This window comes from Streptomyces sp. ASQP_92 (assembly GCF_025399895.1).
In the GTDB taxonomy this organism is placed as follows: domain Bacteria; phylum Actinomycetota; class Actinomycetes; order Streptomycetales; family Streptomycetaceae; genus Streptomyces.
On record NZ_JAODUA010000010.1, the window covers coordinates 236,625 to 251,518 of the forward strand.

At 70.8% G+C, this 14,894-nt stretch carries 11 protein-coding genes; 6 read left to right on the plus strand and 5 right to left on the minus strand.

Features of this window, described 5'->3' with window-relative positions:
* Positions 1-163 precede the first annotated feature (163 nt).
* Both N4G70_RS22200 and pruA read left to right on the plus strand, forming a co-directional pair.
* Positions 164-1,090: a proline dehydrogenase family protein gene (locus N4G70_RS22200; RefSeq protein ID WP_261714427.1), complete on the plus strand. Its 927-nt coding sequence runs from the start codon at positions 164-166 to the stop codon at positions 1,088-1,090.
* 91 nt (positions 1,091-1,181) lie between these two features.
* Positions 1,182-2,813, plus strand: a complete 1,632-nt coding sequence (pruA, locus tag N4G70_RS22205) for an L-glutamate gamma-semialdehyde dehydrogenase (protein ID WP_261714428.1) — start codon at positions 1,182-1,184, stop codon at positions 2,811-2,813.
* A gap of 84 nt (positions 2,814-2,897) precedes the next feature.
* Here pruA and N4G70_RS22210 read toward each other — a convergent pair whose 3' ends face one another.
* The 3 genes from N4G70_RS22210 to N4G70_RS22220 all read right to left on the minus strand — a co-directional run bounded on the left by N4G70_RS22210 (position 2,898) and on the right by N4G70_RS22220 (position 6,865).
* Entirely contained in the window at positions 2,898-3,602 is a 705-nt protein-coding gene (locus tag N4G70_RS22210) for a nitroreductase family protein (RefSeq protein WP_261714429.1), read from the minus strand.
* A gap of 112 nt (positions 3,603-3,714) precedes the next feature.
* Positions 3,715-5,757, minus strand: coding sequence for a phosphocholine-specific phospholipase C (locus N4G70_RS22215; RefSeq protein WP_261714430.1), 2,043 nt, complete (start codon positions 5,755-5,757; stop codon positions 3,715-3,717).
* A 190-nt stretch (positions 5,758-5,947) separates the two neighbouring features.
* Entirely contained in the window at positions 5,948-6,865 is a 918-nt protein-coding gene (locus N4G70_RS22220; RefSeq protein WP_261714431.1) for a LysR family transcriptional regulator, read from the minus strand.
* Positions 6,866-6,959: 94 nt separating this feature from the next.
* On the opposite strand from N4G70_RS22220, the gene N4G70_RS22225 reads away from it, so the two are divergent.
* On the plus strand, positions 6,960-8,399 hold the full coding sequence (locus N4G70_RS22225) for an MFS transporter (protein WP_261714432.1): 1,440 nt from the start codon (positions 6,960-6,962) through the stop codon (positions 8,397-8,399).
* 193 nt (positions 8,400-8,592) lie between these two features.
* A complete protein-coding gene (locus N4G70_RS22230) occupies positions 8,593-8,721 on the plus strand; it encodes a hypothetical protein (RefSeq protein WP_261714433.1) in 129 nt (42 codons plus the stop codon).
* Between the two features lie 15 nt (positions 8,722-8,736).
* On the opposite strand, the gene N4G70_RS22235 is transcribed toward N4G70_RS22230, so the two are convergent.
* Positions 8,737-10,311, minus strand: coding sequence for a metallophosphoesterase family protein (locus N4G70_RS22235; protein ID WP_261714434.1), 1,575 nt, complete (start codon positions 10,309-10,311; stop codon positions 8,737-8,739).
* A 525-nt stretch (positions 10,312-10,836) separates the two neighbouring features.
* Here N4G70_RS22235 and N4G70_RS22240 point away from each other — a divergent pair.
* Both N4G70_RS22240 and N4G70_RS22245 read left to right on the plus strand, forming a co-directional pair.
* Positions 10,837-11,886, plus strand: a complete 1,050-nt coding sequence (locus N4G70_RS22240; protein ID WP_261714435.1) for a 3-isopropylmalate dehydrogenase — start codon at positions 10,837-10,839, stop codon at positions 11,884-11,886.
* Between the two features lie 237 nt (positions 11,887-12,123).
* Complete coding sequence (locus N4G70_RS22245) at positions 12,124-13,224, plus strand: branched-chain amino acid aminotransferase (RefSeq protein WP_261714436.1); 1,101 nt, start codon at positions 12,124-12,126, stop codon at positions 13,222-13,224.
* Positions 13,225-13,358: 134 nt separating this feature from the next.
* Here N4G70_RS22245 and N4G70_RS22250 read toward each other — a convergent pair whose 3' ends face one another.
* On the minus strand, positions 13,359-14,795 hold the full coding sequence (locus N4G70_RS22250; RefSeq protein ID WP_261714437.1) for a cytosine permease: 1,437 nt from the start codon (positions 14,793-14,795) through the stop codon (positions 13,359-13,361).
* Positions 14,796-14,894: the final 99 nt, after the last annotated feature.

Genomic DNA, 14,894 nt, shown 5'->3' on the forward strand with positions numbered 1-14,894 from the left:
GATCCGGGCCACGGATGCGTGACAGCTGTCGATGGCAGAGGATCGTGGAGATCCTTAGGTTTCACGGTGGTTCTCCGTGCCGTCGCCGGAACGCCGGGAGGACGTGCCGCGTCCCTCCGGTCCCGTCGGCGGCCCCGTCTAGTTCTTTCCGTGGAGGTGCCCCGTGCTGGGTCCCGTGATCCTCGCCGCGTCGCGCAGCGACAAGATGCGCAAGCTCGTTTCGGCCGCCCCGGTGACCAAGCCCGTGGTGAATCGGTTCATCCCCGGCGAGACCGTCGACCAGGTCGTCACCATCGTCGAGGAGATGGTCGGCAAGGGCCTGGAGCTCACCCTGGACGTGGTGGGCGAGGACATCACGACTCCCGAGCAGGCCGCCCACGCGCGCGACGCCTATCTGGAGCTCATCGAGCGTCTCAAGGAGCTCGGTCACGGCACCAAGGCCGAGATGTCGGTGAAGCTCTCGATGTTCGGCCAGGCGCTGGAAGGCGGCCACGAGCTGGCCCTCGCCAATGTGCGGCCGGTCGTCGAGGCCGCCGCCGCGATCGGCACCACGGTCACCCTGGACGCCGAGGACCACACCACCCTCGACTCGATGTTCGCCATCCACGAGGAGCTGCGGAAGGACTTCCCCGAGACGGGCTGCGTCATCCAGGCCTACCTCTTCCGCACCGAGGCCGACGCCCGCCGGCTGGCCGCCGCCGGCAGCCGGGTGCGCATCGTGAAGGGCGCCTACAAGGAGCCCGCCGAGGTCGCCTACCAGGACAAGGGCGAGATCGACAAGGCGTACGTCCGCGTCCTGAAGATCCTGATGGAGGGCGAGGGCTACCCGATGATCGGGTCCCACGACCCGCGCCTGATCGCCATCGGACAGGAGCTCGCGCGGCGCGCCGGGCGCAAGCTGGACGAGTACGAGTTCCAGATGCTGTACGGGATCCGCGGCGAGGAGCACCTGCGGCTCGCCGCCGAGGGCCACCGGATGCGTGTCTACACCGCGTACGGCACCGACTGGTACGGCTACTTCATGCGGCGCCTCGCGGAGAAGCCGGCCAACCTGCTCTTCTTCGTCCGCTCGATGATCACCAAGAACTAGATTTTCTGGACAGGCCCCGAGCCTCCGTCCCCCGAACACCCCTCAGGCTTCACGCCCCACGCCCCACGCCTCACGAAGGAGTCAAGGAATCATGGACGCTGTGACCCAGGTCCCCACCCCGGTCAACGAGCCGGTGCACGGTTACGCCCCTGGTTCCCCGGAGCGCGCCCGTCTGGAGGCCAAGCTCAAGGAGCTGGCCGAGAACCCCGTCGACCTGCCGATGACCATCAACGGTGAGAAGCGGATGGGCGGCGGCGAGCGCTTCGACGTCGTGCAGCCGCACAACCACCGGGCCGTCATCGGCACCTACGCCAACGCCACCGAGCAGGACGCCCAGGACGCGATCGACGCCGCGCTCGCCGCCGCCCCGGCCTGGCGCGCGATGTCCTTCGACGACCGCGCCGCGATCATCCTGCGCGCCGCCGAACTGCTGTCCGGCCCCTGGCGCGAGACGCTGGCCGCCTCCACGATGCTCGGCCAGTCCAAGACGGCTCAGCAGGCCGAGATCGACACGCCCTGTGAGCTCGTCGACTTCTGGCGCTTCAACGTCCACTACGCCCGCAACCTGCTCGCCGAGCAGCCCCCGGCGAACTCCCCGGGCGTGTGGAACCGCATGGACCACCGCCCGCTCGAAGGCTTCGTCTACGCGATCACGCCGTTCAACTTCACGGCCATCGCGGGCAACCTGCCGACCGCTCCGGCCCTGATGGGCAACGTCGTCGTGTGGAAGCCGTCCCCGACGCAGACCCACGCCGCCGTGCTGCTCATGCAGCTCCTGGAGGAGGCCGGTCTGCCCAAGGGCGTCATCAACCTCGTCACCGGTGACGGCCTGGCCGTCTCCGAGGTCGCCCTCAACCACCGCGACCTGGCGGGCATCCACTTCACGGGTTCGACCAAGACCTTCCAGCACCTGTGGAAGACGGTCGGCACCAACATCGAGAAGTACCGCACCTACCCGCGCCTGGTCGGCGAGACCGGCGGCAAGGACTTCGTCGTCGCGCACCCCAGCGCCGACCGCGCCGTCCTGAAGACCGCGCTGACCCGCGGCTCCTTCGAGTACCAGGGCCAGAAGTGCTCGGCGTCCTCGCGCGCCTACGTCCCGGCCTCGATCTGGAACGACGGCTTCAAGGAGGAGTTCGCGGCCGAGGTCGACGGCATCTCCATGGGTGACGTCACCGACCTGTCGAACTTCATCGGCGCGGTCATCGACGAGCGCTCCTTCGCCAAGAACAAGGCCGCGATCGACCGCGCGAAGGCCGACGACTCCTGCACGATCGTCGCGGGCGGCACCTACGACGACTCGGTCGGCTACTTCGTCCGCCCGACCGTCATCGAGTGCACCGACCCGGCCAACGAGGTCTTCACGACCGAGTACTTCGGCCCGATCCTCGCGGTCCACGTCTACGACGACGAGAACTACGACGAGATGCTGGAGCAGATGGAGTCGGCCTCCGACTACGCCCTGACCGGCGCCGTCATCTCCAACGACCGCGCCGCCGCCGCGTACACGATGGACAAGCTGCGCTACGCGGCCGGCAACTTCTACATCAACGACAAGTCGACCGGCGCCGTCGTCGGCCAGCAGCCCTTCGGCGGCGGCCGCGCCTCCGGCACCAACGACAAGGCGGGCGCCCCGCAGAACCTGATGCGCTGGACGCTGACCCGCGCCATCAAGGAGACCCTGGTCCCGCCGACCGACTACACCTACCCGCACATGGGCTGACCCGTAGTCGCACCGAAACCCCGCCCCCGTCCTTGGTCCCCCAACCGAGGACGGGGGCGGTTTCCATGCCGGGCCCGGCGGGGCTCACACCTCGACGAGCACCTGGTCGAGCGATTTGCGGACCAGATCGGGGACTTCGCAGTCGTCGGCCGGATAACCGACCGGGATCACCGCGAACGCCTTCTCGTTGGCGGGCCGGTCGAGGACCTCGGACAGGAAGCGCATCGGGCTCGGCGTGTGCACGAGCGCGGCGAGGCCCGACTGGTGCAGCGCCGACAGCAGCAGGCCCACCGCTATGCCGACCGACTCGTCCACGTAGTAGTGCTTGTGCTTGGTGCCGTCCTCGGCGAGCCAGTAGCGCTGCTGGAAGACGACGAGCAGCACCGGGGCGTCGGTGAGATGGGTCTTCACCGCGTCCGTGCCGATCGGCCGCAGCGCCGCGAGCCACTCCTCGCCGAGCCGCCCGTCGTAGGAGATCCGCTCCTCCTCCTCGGCCGCCTCACGGATTCTGCGCCGTACCTCGGGGTCCTTGACCAGGACGAACGTCCACGGCTGCTGGTGGGCGCCGGACGGCGCGGTCGCCGCGCAGGCGACCGCGTCACGGACGGCCTGCTCGGGGACCGCGTCGGGCGAGAAACTGCGCACGGTGCGGCGCTCGTCCATGCGCTCACGCAGCTCGGCGGCGCGCGCCAGGCTCTCGGCGCTCGCCATCCGGGCCGGTCGGTAGGGGACGGGCCGGTACGGCTCGCCGTGGACAGGGGTCCAGTGCTGTTCCGTGGGAGTGGGCATGGAGGCAGTCTGGCGCCCGGACCTGGTCCAGTCCAAGCCCCTGGGGGTACGTGACTTGAAGGCGCCGGGCAGCCCGCCGCCGCGACCGGGCGGCCCGGAGCCGAAGCCCTCCTCAGCCGCTGACCGACGCCGCGCCGGTCTCGATGTGGCCCGTGTAGCGGCGCGACCACGTCGCGTCCGAGTCCGCGGTGATGGTGAAGTCGTACCAGCCGTTCTGGTACGCCACCGCGTTGAAGAAGTCCTCGGTGGAGCCGCCCGCCGGGACCGTGTAGGTCCAGGTGCCGGTGCGGTACTGGTTGGAAATGATGCTGAACTTCACGGCGGAGGAAGAGGAGTTGGTCATCTTGAACCACACCGCCTGCTTGCCGGTGCCGGGCTCCACCGCGTAGCGCGCCGCCACCTCGATGGCCTTGCCCGCCTTCGTCGCGTCGCCCACGAAGCGGCGCTGGAAGCGGTTCGGGCCGATCAGGGTGAAGTCGTACTTGCCCGCGCCGGCGCCGGTACCGATCTGGAAGAAGTCGGTGGCCGTGGCGCCCGCGTCGACCGTGTACTGCCAGGGCGTGGTGTCCCGGTAGGCGTTGGGGTGGAGGGAGAAGTGGGCGGCGCTGGTGGCGGGGGAGCCCTGGTTGGCCATGCCGAACCAGGCCAGGATCTGCCCGCCGGCCTTGAACTCGAACCGGTCGAGGTTGCCGTTGGGCTGGTACGGCAGCGGGCGGGCCGGACGGGTGCCGGACTCCTGGGCGGGCAGCGCGTTGGTGGTCGGCACGGGGTTGGGCAGCGGGCCGCAGGTGGCGATGCCGATGACCTTGGTGGCGGGGAGCCCGGACGGCATGCCGTACACCGGCGCGGTGAAGTCGAAGACGCCCGTCAGATCGCCGGTCACCCTGCGGCGCCAGGCGCTGATGTTGGGGCAGTTCGCCGGGGTGCCGAGCGCCGCCGTCCACTTCTCCATGAAGCGCAGCACCGAGGTGTGGTCGAAGACCTCGGAGGAGACCCAACCGCCGCGCGTCCAGGGCGAGATGGCGATCATCGGCACCCGGAAGCCCAGTCCGTACGGGACGCCGTTCAGGAACTCGCCGGCGGTGCCGGCGGGCGGCGAGGGGGGAGGCACGTGGTCGAAGAAGCCGTCGTTCTCGTCGTAGTTGAGGAACAGGACGGTCGAGTCGAAGACGTCGGGGGCGGCGGCCAGCGCCCGGTACACCAGGTCGACGAAGTGCGCCCCGTCGCCGGGCGGGGCGTACGGGTGCTCGGAGAAGGCCTGGTTGGCGACCACCCAGGACACCTGGGGAAGCGTCCCGGCCAGCGCGTCCGCCCTGATCGCGGCCGCGATGTCGTCCGGGGTGGAGCCGGTGGCCGCCGGAACGGAACCCATGCCGCGGTCGTGCAGCGGGTCGCCGGGTCTTGCGCCGGTGAACTTCGCGAAGTAGGCGAGGCCGTTGTCGCCGTAGTTGTCGTTCGCGTTCTGGTAGACCTTCCAGCTCACCCCGGCACGTTGCAGGGCCTCGGCGTAGGTCTCCCAGGTCAGGCCCGACTCGTCGCCGCCGTCATAGCTGGAGCCGTCGACCCTGCCGCTCCACAGATAGGTGCGGTTGGGCCCGGTGGCGCTGAGCGTGGCGCTGAAGTAGGCGTCACAGATGGTGTAGTTGTCCGCCAGCGCGTAGTGGAACGGGATGTCGCCGCGGTCGAGGTGGCCGAGCGAGCGCACATTGCCCACGCCCGTGACCCAGCTGTCCATGCGGCCCTTGTTCCAGGCCGCGTGCTGCGAGGTCCAGCTGTGCGGCAGATCGCCGTCGCACTGGGCGAGGGTCTCGCCGTCGGCGCCGCCCGAGGGCGGGGTCGAGCTGAGCTTCCACGGGTACTGGCGGCCCGCGCCGTTGGGCTGGTTGAAGACGGACTGGCCGCCCGGCAGGAGGATGCCGCTCCTGTCGCCGAAGCCCCGGACGCCCTTGAGGTGGCCGAAGTAGTGGTCGAAGCTGCGGTTCTCCTGCATCAGGATCACCACGTGCTTGACGTCCTTGATGGTGCCGGTCGCCGTCGCGGCCGCGGCGCTCGTGGCCGCCCGCCCCACGGCCCCGGCGGCCCCCGGTGACAGCACGGCGCCGGCTGCCATGCCCGCCCCGAGTGCCACGAACCCTCTTCGACTGATCGGAGTCATCCGCCCGCCTCTTCGGTCGCCTGTGCCCCGGTGGGGCATCGAGCGCAAGAGTGGCGCCGGGCAATGGTCTGAAGCTAGACCTCTACGGCGATGGATATGTGAACAGAGGGGCAACGGTAGGGTTTTTGATGGTTCGTCAGGGGAGTAAGTGACGGCAGGGGCCCCGGAGTCCCCTGAACTCCCGGGATCGTCAGGGCCGGGCGGCCCCCGCCTCGAACCCCGCCACGATGTCCGCGAGCGCGCCGCGCAGCCAGCGGTGGGCCGGGTCCGCGTCCACCCGGTTGTGCCAGGCCTGGGCGTAGGGGTCGGCCGGCAGATCCAGCGGGATGTCGAGGACCGCGAGCGGCATCGCCCGTGCCGCCTCGACCGCGAACTGCCTCGGCACCAGGGCCAGCGCGTCCGAGCGCAGCGCGAAGAAGCAGGCCGCCGTGTAGGTCGGCGCGGTGGCCAGCACATCGCGGACCAGGCCCAGTTCGGCGAGACGGTCGTCGACCACGCTGCGCACCCGGCCGCGCCGGGTCACCGTGATGTGGGGGAGCGCGGCGAAGCGCTCGGGGGTGAGCCGCTCGGTGGCGTACGGTCCGTCGGCGCGCGCCACGGCCGCATAGCCGTACACGCCGAGCGGCGCCGTGTGGACATCGTGCGGCAGCTCTCCCATCTGGCCCACCTCCAGATCGATCAGCTCCCTCAGGTCCGCCGGGTTCTCATCGCCCTCGGGCAGGATCCGCAGCCGCACCCGGGGTGCTTCGCGCGCGACCCGCGCGGTCAGCGCCGGGCCGAAGATGACGGCCACCGCGTCGTTGGCCCGGATGGTGAACTCCCTTTCCAGGGTGGCGAGTTCCAGCTCCTGCGGCGGTCGCAGCGCCGCCAGCGCGGCCGCGAGCGCCGCCTCCACGCGCGGCCGGAGCTCCCGTGCGCGCGGCGTCAGCGCCAGGCCCCGCCCGGAGGGAACGAGCAGTTCGTCGCCCACCACCCGGCGCAGCCGCCCCAGCGTCCTGCTCATCGCGGACGGTGAGATCCGCATCTCGGCGGCGGCCCCCGCCACGCTCCCGGCCCGCAGCAGGGCGTCGAGCGAGGGCAGCAGATTCATGTCCGGCAGAGGTGGCATGCCCCCGAGTGTGCCCGACTGATGCACCGCACGCATACCTCACCTGCGAAATCGGACCTTGTGTGCAGCAATGGCCGGCCTCAGGCTGAATCCCATGCTCGACACCCGACAGCGCGCCACCGCCCTGCTCGTCGCCGGCTGCTTCTTCATGGAGATGCTCGACGGCACCATCGTGGCCACCGCCGCCCCTCAGATGGCGGCCTCCCTCGACACCACCCCCGCCTCCGTGGGCCTGGTGATCACCGTCTATCTGCTGACCCTCGCCGTGCTCATACCGCTCAGCGGCTGGCTCACCGCCCGCTTCGGCGCCCGGCGGATCTTCCTCGCCGCCATCGCGGTGTTCACCCTCGCCTCGGCGGGCTGCGCGGCGAGCGACGGCCTCACCACGCTCGTCGTGATGCGCGTCCTGCAAGGAGCGGGCGGCGCCATGATGGTGCCGGTCGGCCGCCTCCTCGTCCTCGACGGGGCCGCCAGGACCGACATACCGAAGATCATGGCGTACATCGTGTGGCCGGGCCTGCTGGCCCCTGTGTTCGCCCCGCTGCTCGGCGGAGTGCTCACCACCTGGGCGAGCTGGCACTGGATGTTCCTGGTCAACATCCCGCTCGGGGCCCTCGCGTTCACCGTCGCCCGCCGACTGGTGGCGGCCGGGCCCACCGCGAGCCCGCCACCGCTCGACGTGCCCGGTGTACTGCTCGGCTGCACCGGACTCGGCGCCCTCACCTGGGCGGCCCACCTGGTCGCGGACACCGACACCGGCTGGGCTCCGGTCGCCGCCGTCGCCGTGCTCGCCGTCCTCGCGCTCGGCGCGGCCGGGCGTCATCTGCTGCGCACCGCACACCCGTTGGTGAATCTGCGCACCCTGGAGGTCGCGTCGTTCCGGGCCGCCGTGACGGGCGGCTCGCTGTTCTGGATCGTGGTCGGCGCCATGCCGTTCCTGCTGCCCCTGCTCTTCCAGGAGGTGTTCGGCTGGAGCGCGGTCGAGTCCGGCGCGGTGGTGCTCTTCGTCTTCGTCGGCAACATCGGGATCAAGCCCGCGACCACGAGCCTGCTCAACCGCTTCGGGTTCCGCCCGCTGCTGCTCGTCTCCACGGTCGGCCTCGCCCTCGCGGTCGCCGGCTGCGCCCTGCTCACGCCGTCCACGCCCGTGACCGTGACCGCAGCCCTGGTACTGCTCGGAGGCGCGGCCCGCTCGCTCGGCCTCACCTGCTACTCGACGATCGCGTTCAGCGAGGTGCCCGCCGACCGGCTGCGTGACGCCAACGCGCTGTCCGCCACCGCCAACCAGCTCGCGGCCGGGCTCGGGGTGGCCGTCGCCACGGTCGCGCTGCGCCTGGGCGGCGCCTTCACCGACACCGCGGCCGGTCCCTACGCGGTGGCGTTCTGCCTGCTCGGCGCGGTCTGCCTGGTGCCCGCGGCCGGTGCGCTACGGCTGCGCAGGGGAGTGGGTGACGCGGTGCGCACCGGCCGCGCGCGGCCCGCCGTCGCCCCCGCGCAGGGGCCCGCCGTCTCAGATAGTAGGAAGTCCGAGTAATTGTGGAGACAGACTCCAGTGGAGCGCTTAGCTTTGTAGGAGCCGAACGTCTCGCTGATCCAGCGAAGGGCGGTCGTGAGCGCAGTGCCCCTTGGCAGGCAACCCCTGCGGCAGCGCTCCCCGCCCCTTCCGGCACCTCACTGCATCCGCCGGGGCCCGCCCCCGGACCTCCCAGCAGAGGAGTCGAATCCCCATGGTCAAGCAGCCCGCCCGCCGAGTCCGTCACTCTTCGCGCAGCAGCGAGTCCGACCGCAAGAACGCCGCCGCCGCCCTCCAGCGCGCGCTGGACCGCAGGGACAACGGCGGCTCCACCGGGCACTGAGCCCGGCCGCCCCGGCTAACGCCCGCGCTGTATCTCGAAGTGGTCGATGCGCTCGCCGGTCTCGGCGAGCGCGCTGACCTTCATCTTCGGCCGGTGCCCTGCCTCGACCTCCACCGCGAGGAACGAGTAGTTGGTGTAGCGGACGCGTGACCACTCCACGGTCTCGGTGACCTTCGCGCCGCCCTTGGCCCAGTGGTAGGTGTTCACGCTGTCGCGGTCCGCCTCGTGGCCCTCGTAGGAGTCGGGCACCGGGAAGCTGTAGAGCGAGCGGCCCGCCGCGCCGGCCGTGACGTACACGATGCCGTCGCGCGTCGGATCGGTACGCTCGCCGATGGCGACCTTGCGGCCGACCCTGTTGCCCTTGATGGCGTCCGTGCGCTCGTACACGTGGTTGTGGCCGTTGATCACCAGGTCGACCTGGTGCTTCTCGAACAGGGGCACCCAGGCATCGCGCACGCCCCCCTCCGAGGCGTGCGAGCTCGTCGTCGAGAAGGCGCAGTGGTGGAAGAAGACCACGATGAAGTCGACCGCGCGGTCGGCGCGCAGCTCGGCGAGACGGTTGTCCAGCCAGGTGGTCTGCCGACCGCCGCTGATGCCGAAGTTGGCCGGGATCTCGTACGAGACGTCGTTGGCGTCCAGCGCCACGACGCCCACGTTGCCGTGCACGAAGGAGTAGACACCGGGCTGGTTCACCGGGTCGGGGCCGTTGGCCGGCAGCGACCAGCGGGCGTTCTGGCCGCCGTAGCCCTGCGGCGAGTACCAGGCCTCCATGTCGTGGTTGCCGGTGGTCACCATCCACGGCACCGTCTTGGCCACCGACTCGGTCTGCGCCAGGAACTGGTCCCAGGTGCGCGCGTCGTACTGGTCCGAGGACTGGCCCGAACCCGACGGGTCCGCGTAGCAGATGTCGCCCGCGTGCAGATGGAAGGCCGGGTTCTGGCCGAGGATCACCTGGTCGTTGCCGAGCGCGTGGTAGCTGACGCCCTGGTCGCCGAAGGCCGTGAAGGTGAAGTTCTCGGCGTGCCCGGGAGCCGTGGTGAAGGTGCCGAGCGTGCCCAGGTTGCGGCGGTCCGCCGGGTCGAAGCCGTCGTGGCCGACCCCGTAGTAGTACGTCTGGCCCGGCCGCAGCCGGTCCAGGCCCGCGTGCACATAGAACTGCTCGGCCGCCGCGATCTTGCCGCCGTTCAGGGCGGGCGTGGTCAGATGGCGCACCTCGGCGTCGATCTTCCGGCTCAGCGACCAGGGGCTCGTGCCGATGCGGATGTACGGCTTCCTGACCGCGAACGGGACCTGCCAGGAGACCCGCATCTGGGTCTTGGGATCGGCCCCGTACGCGAGGTGGCGGCCGAACGGCGCGGCCAGCGAACCGTCCACACCGTGCCGGGAGGTGGAGGTGAGCGCGGTGGGCGCGGCGTAGGCGGGCGAGGCCGCCCCGGTCGTCGCGAGGCCGGCCCCGGCGACGGCGGCCGTGGCGGCGCCGGTGCGCAGCAGGCCCCGCCGGCTCAGCCTGCTTCTCAGGTACTCGTGCTGCTCGGCCATGCTCATGCGCGCGGCGAGCCGGTCGGGGATGCCGAATCGGGGGATGTCCATGGCCGAAAACGTCCTCCTCCGAGGCGACGTGATCATCACCGCCCGGTGAACTCCGGGCGTACAAACGGCTACACGATGCGGCGCGAGACGGGTCGGCGCTGAGGCCTCGGGTGCCCTTTCAATCGCCGGACGGGCTGAGGATGCCGCTACGGGCCGGCACCAGTGCCGCTAGGGGCGCGGGGAACTGCGCGACCAGCCACGCACGGTCCGCAGCCGAAAGCGGGGTTTCCTGGGGCTCCGCCCCAGACCCCGTAGCGCGTTTTAAGGGCGCTTGTCCTCTATCTCCCCCAAGGCCTTAAGGGCCAGGGGGGACCCCCATGACGGGCTGAGGTCGCCCGCGTTGGCCCACCCTGCCAAGGGCAGCCCGCCCAGGGGCGCGGGGAACTGCGCGGGTGACCCGGCACGGTCTGCGGGCGAACGCGGCCGGGCGCGAGGTGTCCGCCCTGTCGGGCAGGGTTCGGGCCCCGGCTGTCCACAGTGTGGACATCGGGTGTCAGGGCTTGGGACGACCAGTAGGGTTCCCCCATGTCGGTAAGTTCTCGCAGCATCAATCTCGCAGTGATCCCCGGTGACGGCATCGGCCAGGAGGTCGTGGCCCAGGGCCTGAAGGTTCTCAGCGCCGTCCTTCCGCAGGATGTGAAGCTGGAGACCCGGGAGTTCGATTTCGGCGCGCGGCGCTACCACGCCACCGGTGAGACCCTCACCGACGCCGATGTCGCCGAGCTCAAGCAGCACGACGCGATCCTGCTCGGCGCGATCGGAGACCCCTCGGTCCCGTCCGGCGTCCTGGAGCGCGGCTTCCTGCTGAAGCTCCGCTTCCTCTTCGACCACTACGTCAACCTCCGCCCCAGCAGGCTGCTCCCCGGCGTCGCCACCCCGCTCGCCGGCCAGCCCGAGATCGACTTCATCGTCGTACGCGAAGGCACCGAGGGGCCGTACACCGGCAACGGCGGCTCCATCCGCACCGGTACGCCGCACGAGGTCGCCACCGAGGTCTCGGTCAACACCGCCTTCGGTGTGGAGCGCGTGGTCCGGGACGCCTTCGCCCGCGCCCAGGCCCGCCCGCGCAAGAAGCTGACGCTGGTCCACAAGAACAACGTCCTGGCCTACGCCGGACACCTGTGGACCAACATCTTCAACGCGGTGGCCGCGGAGTTCCCCGACGTCACCACCGACTATCTGCACGTGGACGCGGCGACGATCTTCCTCGTCACCGACCCGGCGCGCTTCGACGTGATCGTCACCGACAACCTCTTCGGCGACATCATCACCGACCTCGCCGCGGCCGTCTCCGGCGGCATCGGCGTTGCTGCCTCGGGCAACATCAACCCGAGCGGCACCTTCCCCTCGATGTTCGAGCCGGTCCACGGCTCCGCCCCGGACATCGCGGGCCAGGGCAAGGCCGACCCGTCGGCCACCGTCCTCTCCGTCGCGCTGCTCCTTCGCCACCTCGGCTACGAGCCCGAGGCGGCCCGCATCGAGAGCGCCGTCTCCGCCGATCTGGCGGCCCGCGGCGAGTCGGTCCGCACCACGGACGAGATCGGCGACGCGCTCGCCGCGCGAGTAGCGGGCTGACCCGCGCGCACCGTACGGAACAGCCGCCGGGTCGTCTTTCGCACCCGGCGGCTTTTCGCATGCGGCCACCGGGTGACACCATCAAACCCGGACCGCACATCACACCGTTATGTCCATGGCCCACCACGAGCGATAATCGAACGTGGGCCGCGGCAAGCGGAGCAGCTCGGACGTCCAGGCACAGGCAGCGGCGTGAGCGCGGTCCGTCACTATCCACCGGTGAAGGACACAGCACTCATGACGACGCCCACGATCGAGCTCAAGCCCACCTCGCACCCGCTGTCCGACGCGGAGCGCGAGGCGATTCTGGCCAGCCCCGGTTTCGGCCGCCACTTCACCGACAACATGGTGACGGTCCGCTGGACCGAAGGGCGCGGCTGGCACGACGCCCAGCTCGTGCCGTACGCGCCGCTGTCCATGGACCCGGCGAACATGACGCTGCACTACGCGCAGACCATCTTCGAGGGCCTCAAGGCCTACCGCCAGGCGGACGGCACGGTCGCCACGTTCCGGCCCGAGGCCAACGCCGAGCGCTTCCAGAACTCCGCCCGCCGCATCGCGATGCCCGAGGTCCCCGTCGACCTGTTCATCGCGGCGTGTGACGCGCTGGTCCAGCAGGACAAGGCGTGGGTCCCCTCCATCGGTGAGGCCTCCCTCTACCTGCGCCCCTTCATGATCGCGGCCGAGGTCGGCCTCGGCGTGAAGCCCGCCAACGAATACCTCTTCATCGTGATCGCCTCCCCGGCCGGCGCCTACTTCCCCGGCGGCGTCAAGCCCGTCTCGGTCTGGCTCTCCGAGGAGTACGTGCGCGCCGTCAAGGGCGGCACCGGCGCGGCCAAGACCGGCGGCAACTACGCGGCCTCCCTCGTCGCCCAGGCCGAGGCGGCCCAGCACGGCTGCGACCAGGTGGTCTGGCTGGACGCCGTCGAGCACCGCTGGATCGAGGAAATGGGCGGCATGAACCTGTACTTCGTGTACGGGCAGGAAGACGGCTCGCGGAAGATCGTCACGCCCGAGCTGACCGGCTCGCTGCTTCCCGGCATCACCCGCGACTCCCTCCTGAAGATCGCCCGCGACCTCGGGTACGAGGCCGTCGAGGGCCGGATCTCCACGGAGGACTGGAAGCGCGACAACGAGAACGGCACCCTGCTCGAGGTCTTCGCCTGCGGCACCGCGGCGGTCATCACCCCGGTCGGCTCGGTGAAGTCGGCCCGTCACAACTGGACCCAGGGCGACGGGCAGCCGGGCGAGGTCACGATGGAGCTCCGCAAGGCGCTGCTCGACCTTCAGACCGGGCACGCCCCGGACCCGCACGGCTGGATGCACCCGCTGGGCTAGGCGGTACCCGGGGGGCTCCGCCCCGGACCCCGCTCCTCGAACGCCGGAGGGGAGGGATGTGCTCCGGCCGCGGTCCGCCCCGGCGTTGCCGCGCGGTTCCCCGCGCCCCAGGGGGCGTTGGCGCCGCGCGGTGCTCAGCTCTCGGCCAGGGCCGCCTCGGACTCCAGGTCCGGGGCGGCCTTCTCGTTGGCCCGGAGGCGGGTGGACAGGGCCAGATACACCACGCCGCCCACCACCCCCGACAGCAGGAAGCTGCAATCCACCCCGCCGGTCCAACTCAGCAGCGGGCCCTGGTGGTTGGGGAGTGAGACCCCCAGCAGGCCGACGCCCGCGCCCAGCGCCCAGGAGATCACCGCACGCGGGTTCCAGCCCGCCCGGTACCAGTAGATCCCGCCCCGCGCACGGCGGTTGAAGACCTGGAGGGCGTCGGCGTCGTACACGCCGCGACAGCGGACGAAGCCGATCAGGGTGATCACCGCCCACGGGGTGCCGATCGCGGTGAGCAGCAGGACGAACGAGGTCATCGCGGCCTGTGCGTCCCAGGCGAAGTGACCCGCGAAGACGCACAGCGTGGCGACGCCCGCCACCGCGAACGTGGCCTGGGTGCGCGAGGCGCGCGGCAGGATCGCGTCGAGGTCCAGGCCCATCGAGTAGAGCATCAGACCCGCGTTGCCCACCGAGCCGGCGGAGGCCGAGAGCAGCAGCGGCACCAGGTACCAGCTGGGGGCGGCCGAGACCAGCGGGCCCGCGTAGTCGGTGGCCGCGCGGGCCGCGTACGCGGTGAACGTGCCGAAGAGCTGCGGAACGAGGAGGCCCGCCGTCAGGCCGAGCCAGGTCGCGTGCAGCACCCGGCGCGGGCGGTGGCGGGTCGGTGAGATGTAGCGGGTGTAGTCGCCGAGCAGGGTGATGAAGGCGATCGGCCCGCTGAGCCCGGCCGCCACCAGCGCGAGCAGCCAGGTCGGCCAGAACGAGCCGAGCAGATAGCCCCCGGCCTCCGGCAGCGCGGAGGTGGTGAAGTGCGGCGCGTAGGCGAAGACTCCGAGGAGCAGCAGCGCCGTCATGCCCACGGCGAGGATGCGTGAGAGGCGCAGCAGCACCCGGTAGCCGTAGACCGCGCCGACGACGGTGGCCGCGGCGAGCAGCGCGTACACGACCGCGTACGAGGCGCCCCCGGTCGGCAGCCCGAACAGGCGGTGCAGGACGCCCGTCATCGCGTCGCCGCCGATCCACACGGTCAGCGCGGTGTAGCCGAGCGAGAGCAGCAGACCCACCACCGAGCCCACCAGCCGTCCCCGTACGCCGAATTGGGCGCCCGAGGAGGTCGACAGATTGGTGGCGGTGCGCAGGGACACCAGGGCGAGCGGCGCGGTGAGCAGGGTGCCGACCACGGTTCCGGCGGTCACCGCGCCGACCGAGGCCCACCAGCCCAGGCCGAAGGAGACCGGCAGCCAGCCGAAGATGATCACTCCGAGGCAGAGGTTCGAGCCGAGCAGGATCGAGACGAGGTCGCGTGGCCCGCTGGTGCGTTCCGCCTCCGGGACCGTATCGACTCCGCGCTGTTCCATGAGCATGCCGGTGCCTCTCACTCTTCGGGGATTTGAGTGGCGCTCAATGTGACCCATGCCAAGCAGTGCCGTCAATGCTTCCCGTCTGAGAAATCTCTGGTTAGA

Excerpts from the sequence above, each read along its gene's own strand:
- N4G70_RS22245 (WP_261714436.1), top strand. The coding sequence starts at position 12,124 with ATGACGACGCCCACGATCGAGCTCAAGCCCACCTCGCACCCGCTGTCC.
- N4G70_RS22220 (WP_261714431.1), bottom strand. The coding sequence starts at position 6,865 with ATGCCACCTCTGCCGGACATGAATCTGCTGCCCTCGCTCGACGCCCTG.
- N4G70_RS22210 (WP_261714429.1), bottom strand. The coding sequence starts at position 3,602 with ATGCCCACTCCCACGGAACAGCACTGGACCCCTGTCCACGGCGAGCCG.
- N4G70_RS22230 (WP_261714433.1), top strand. The coding sequence starts at position 8,593 with ATGGTCAAGCAGCCCGCCCGCCGAGTCCGTCACTCTTCGCGCAGCAGC.
- N4G70_RS22240 (WP_261714435.1), top strand. The coding sequence starts at position 10,837 with ATGTCGGTAAGTTCTCGCAGCATCAATCTCGCAGTGATCCCCGGTGAC.
- N4G70_RS22250 (WP_261714437.1), bottom strand. The coding sequence starts at position 14,795 with ATGCTCATGGAACAGCGCGGAGTCGATACGGTCCCGGAGGCGGAACGC.
- pruA (WP_261714428.1), top strand. The coding sequence starts at position 1,182 with ATGGACGCTGTGACCCAGGTCCCCACCCCGGTCAACGAGCCGGTGCAC.
- N4G70_RS22215 (WP_261714430.1), bottom strand. The coding sequence starts at position 5,757 with ATGACTCCGATCAGTCGAAGAGGGTTCGTGGCACTCGGGGCGGGCATG.
- N4G70_RS22235 (WP_261714434.1), bottom strand. The coding sequence starts at position 10,311 with ATGGACATCCCCCGATTCGGCATCCCCGACCGGCTCGCCGCGCGCATG.
- N4G70_RS22225 (WP_261714432.1), top strand. The coding sequence starts at position 6,960 with ATGCTCGACACCCGACAGCGCGCCACCGCCCTGCTCGTCGCCGGCTGC.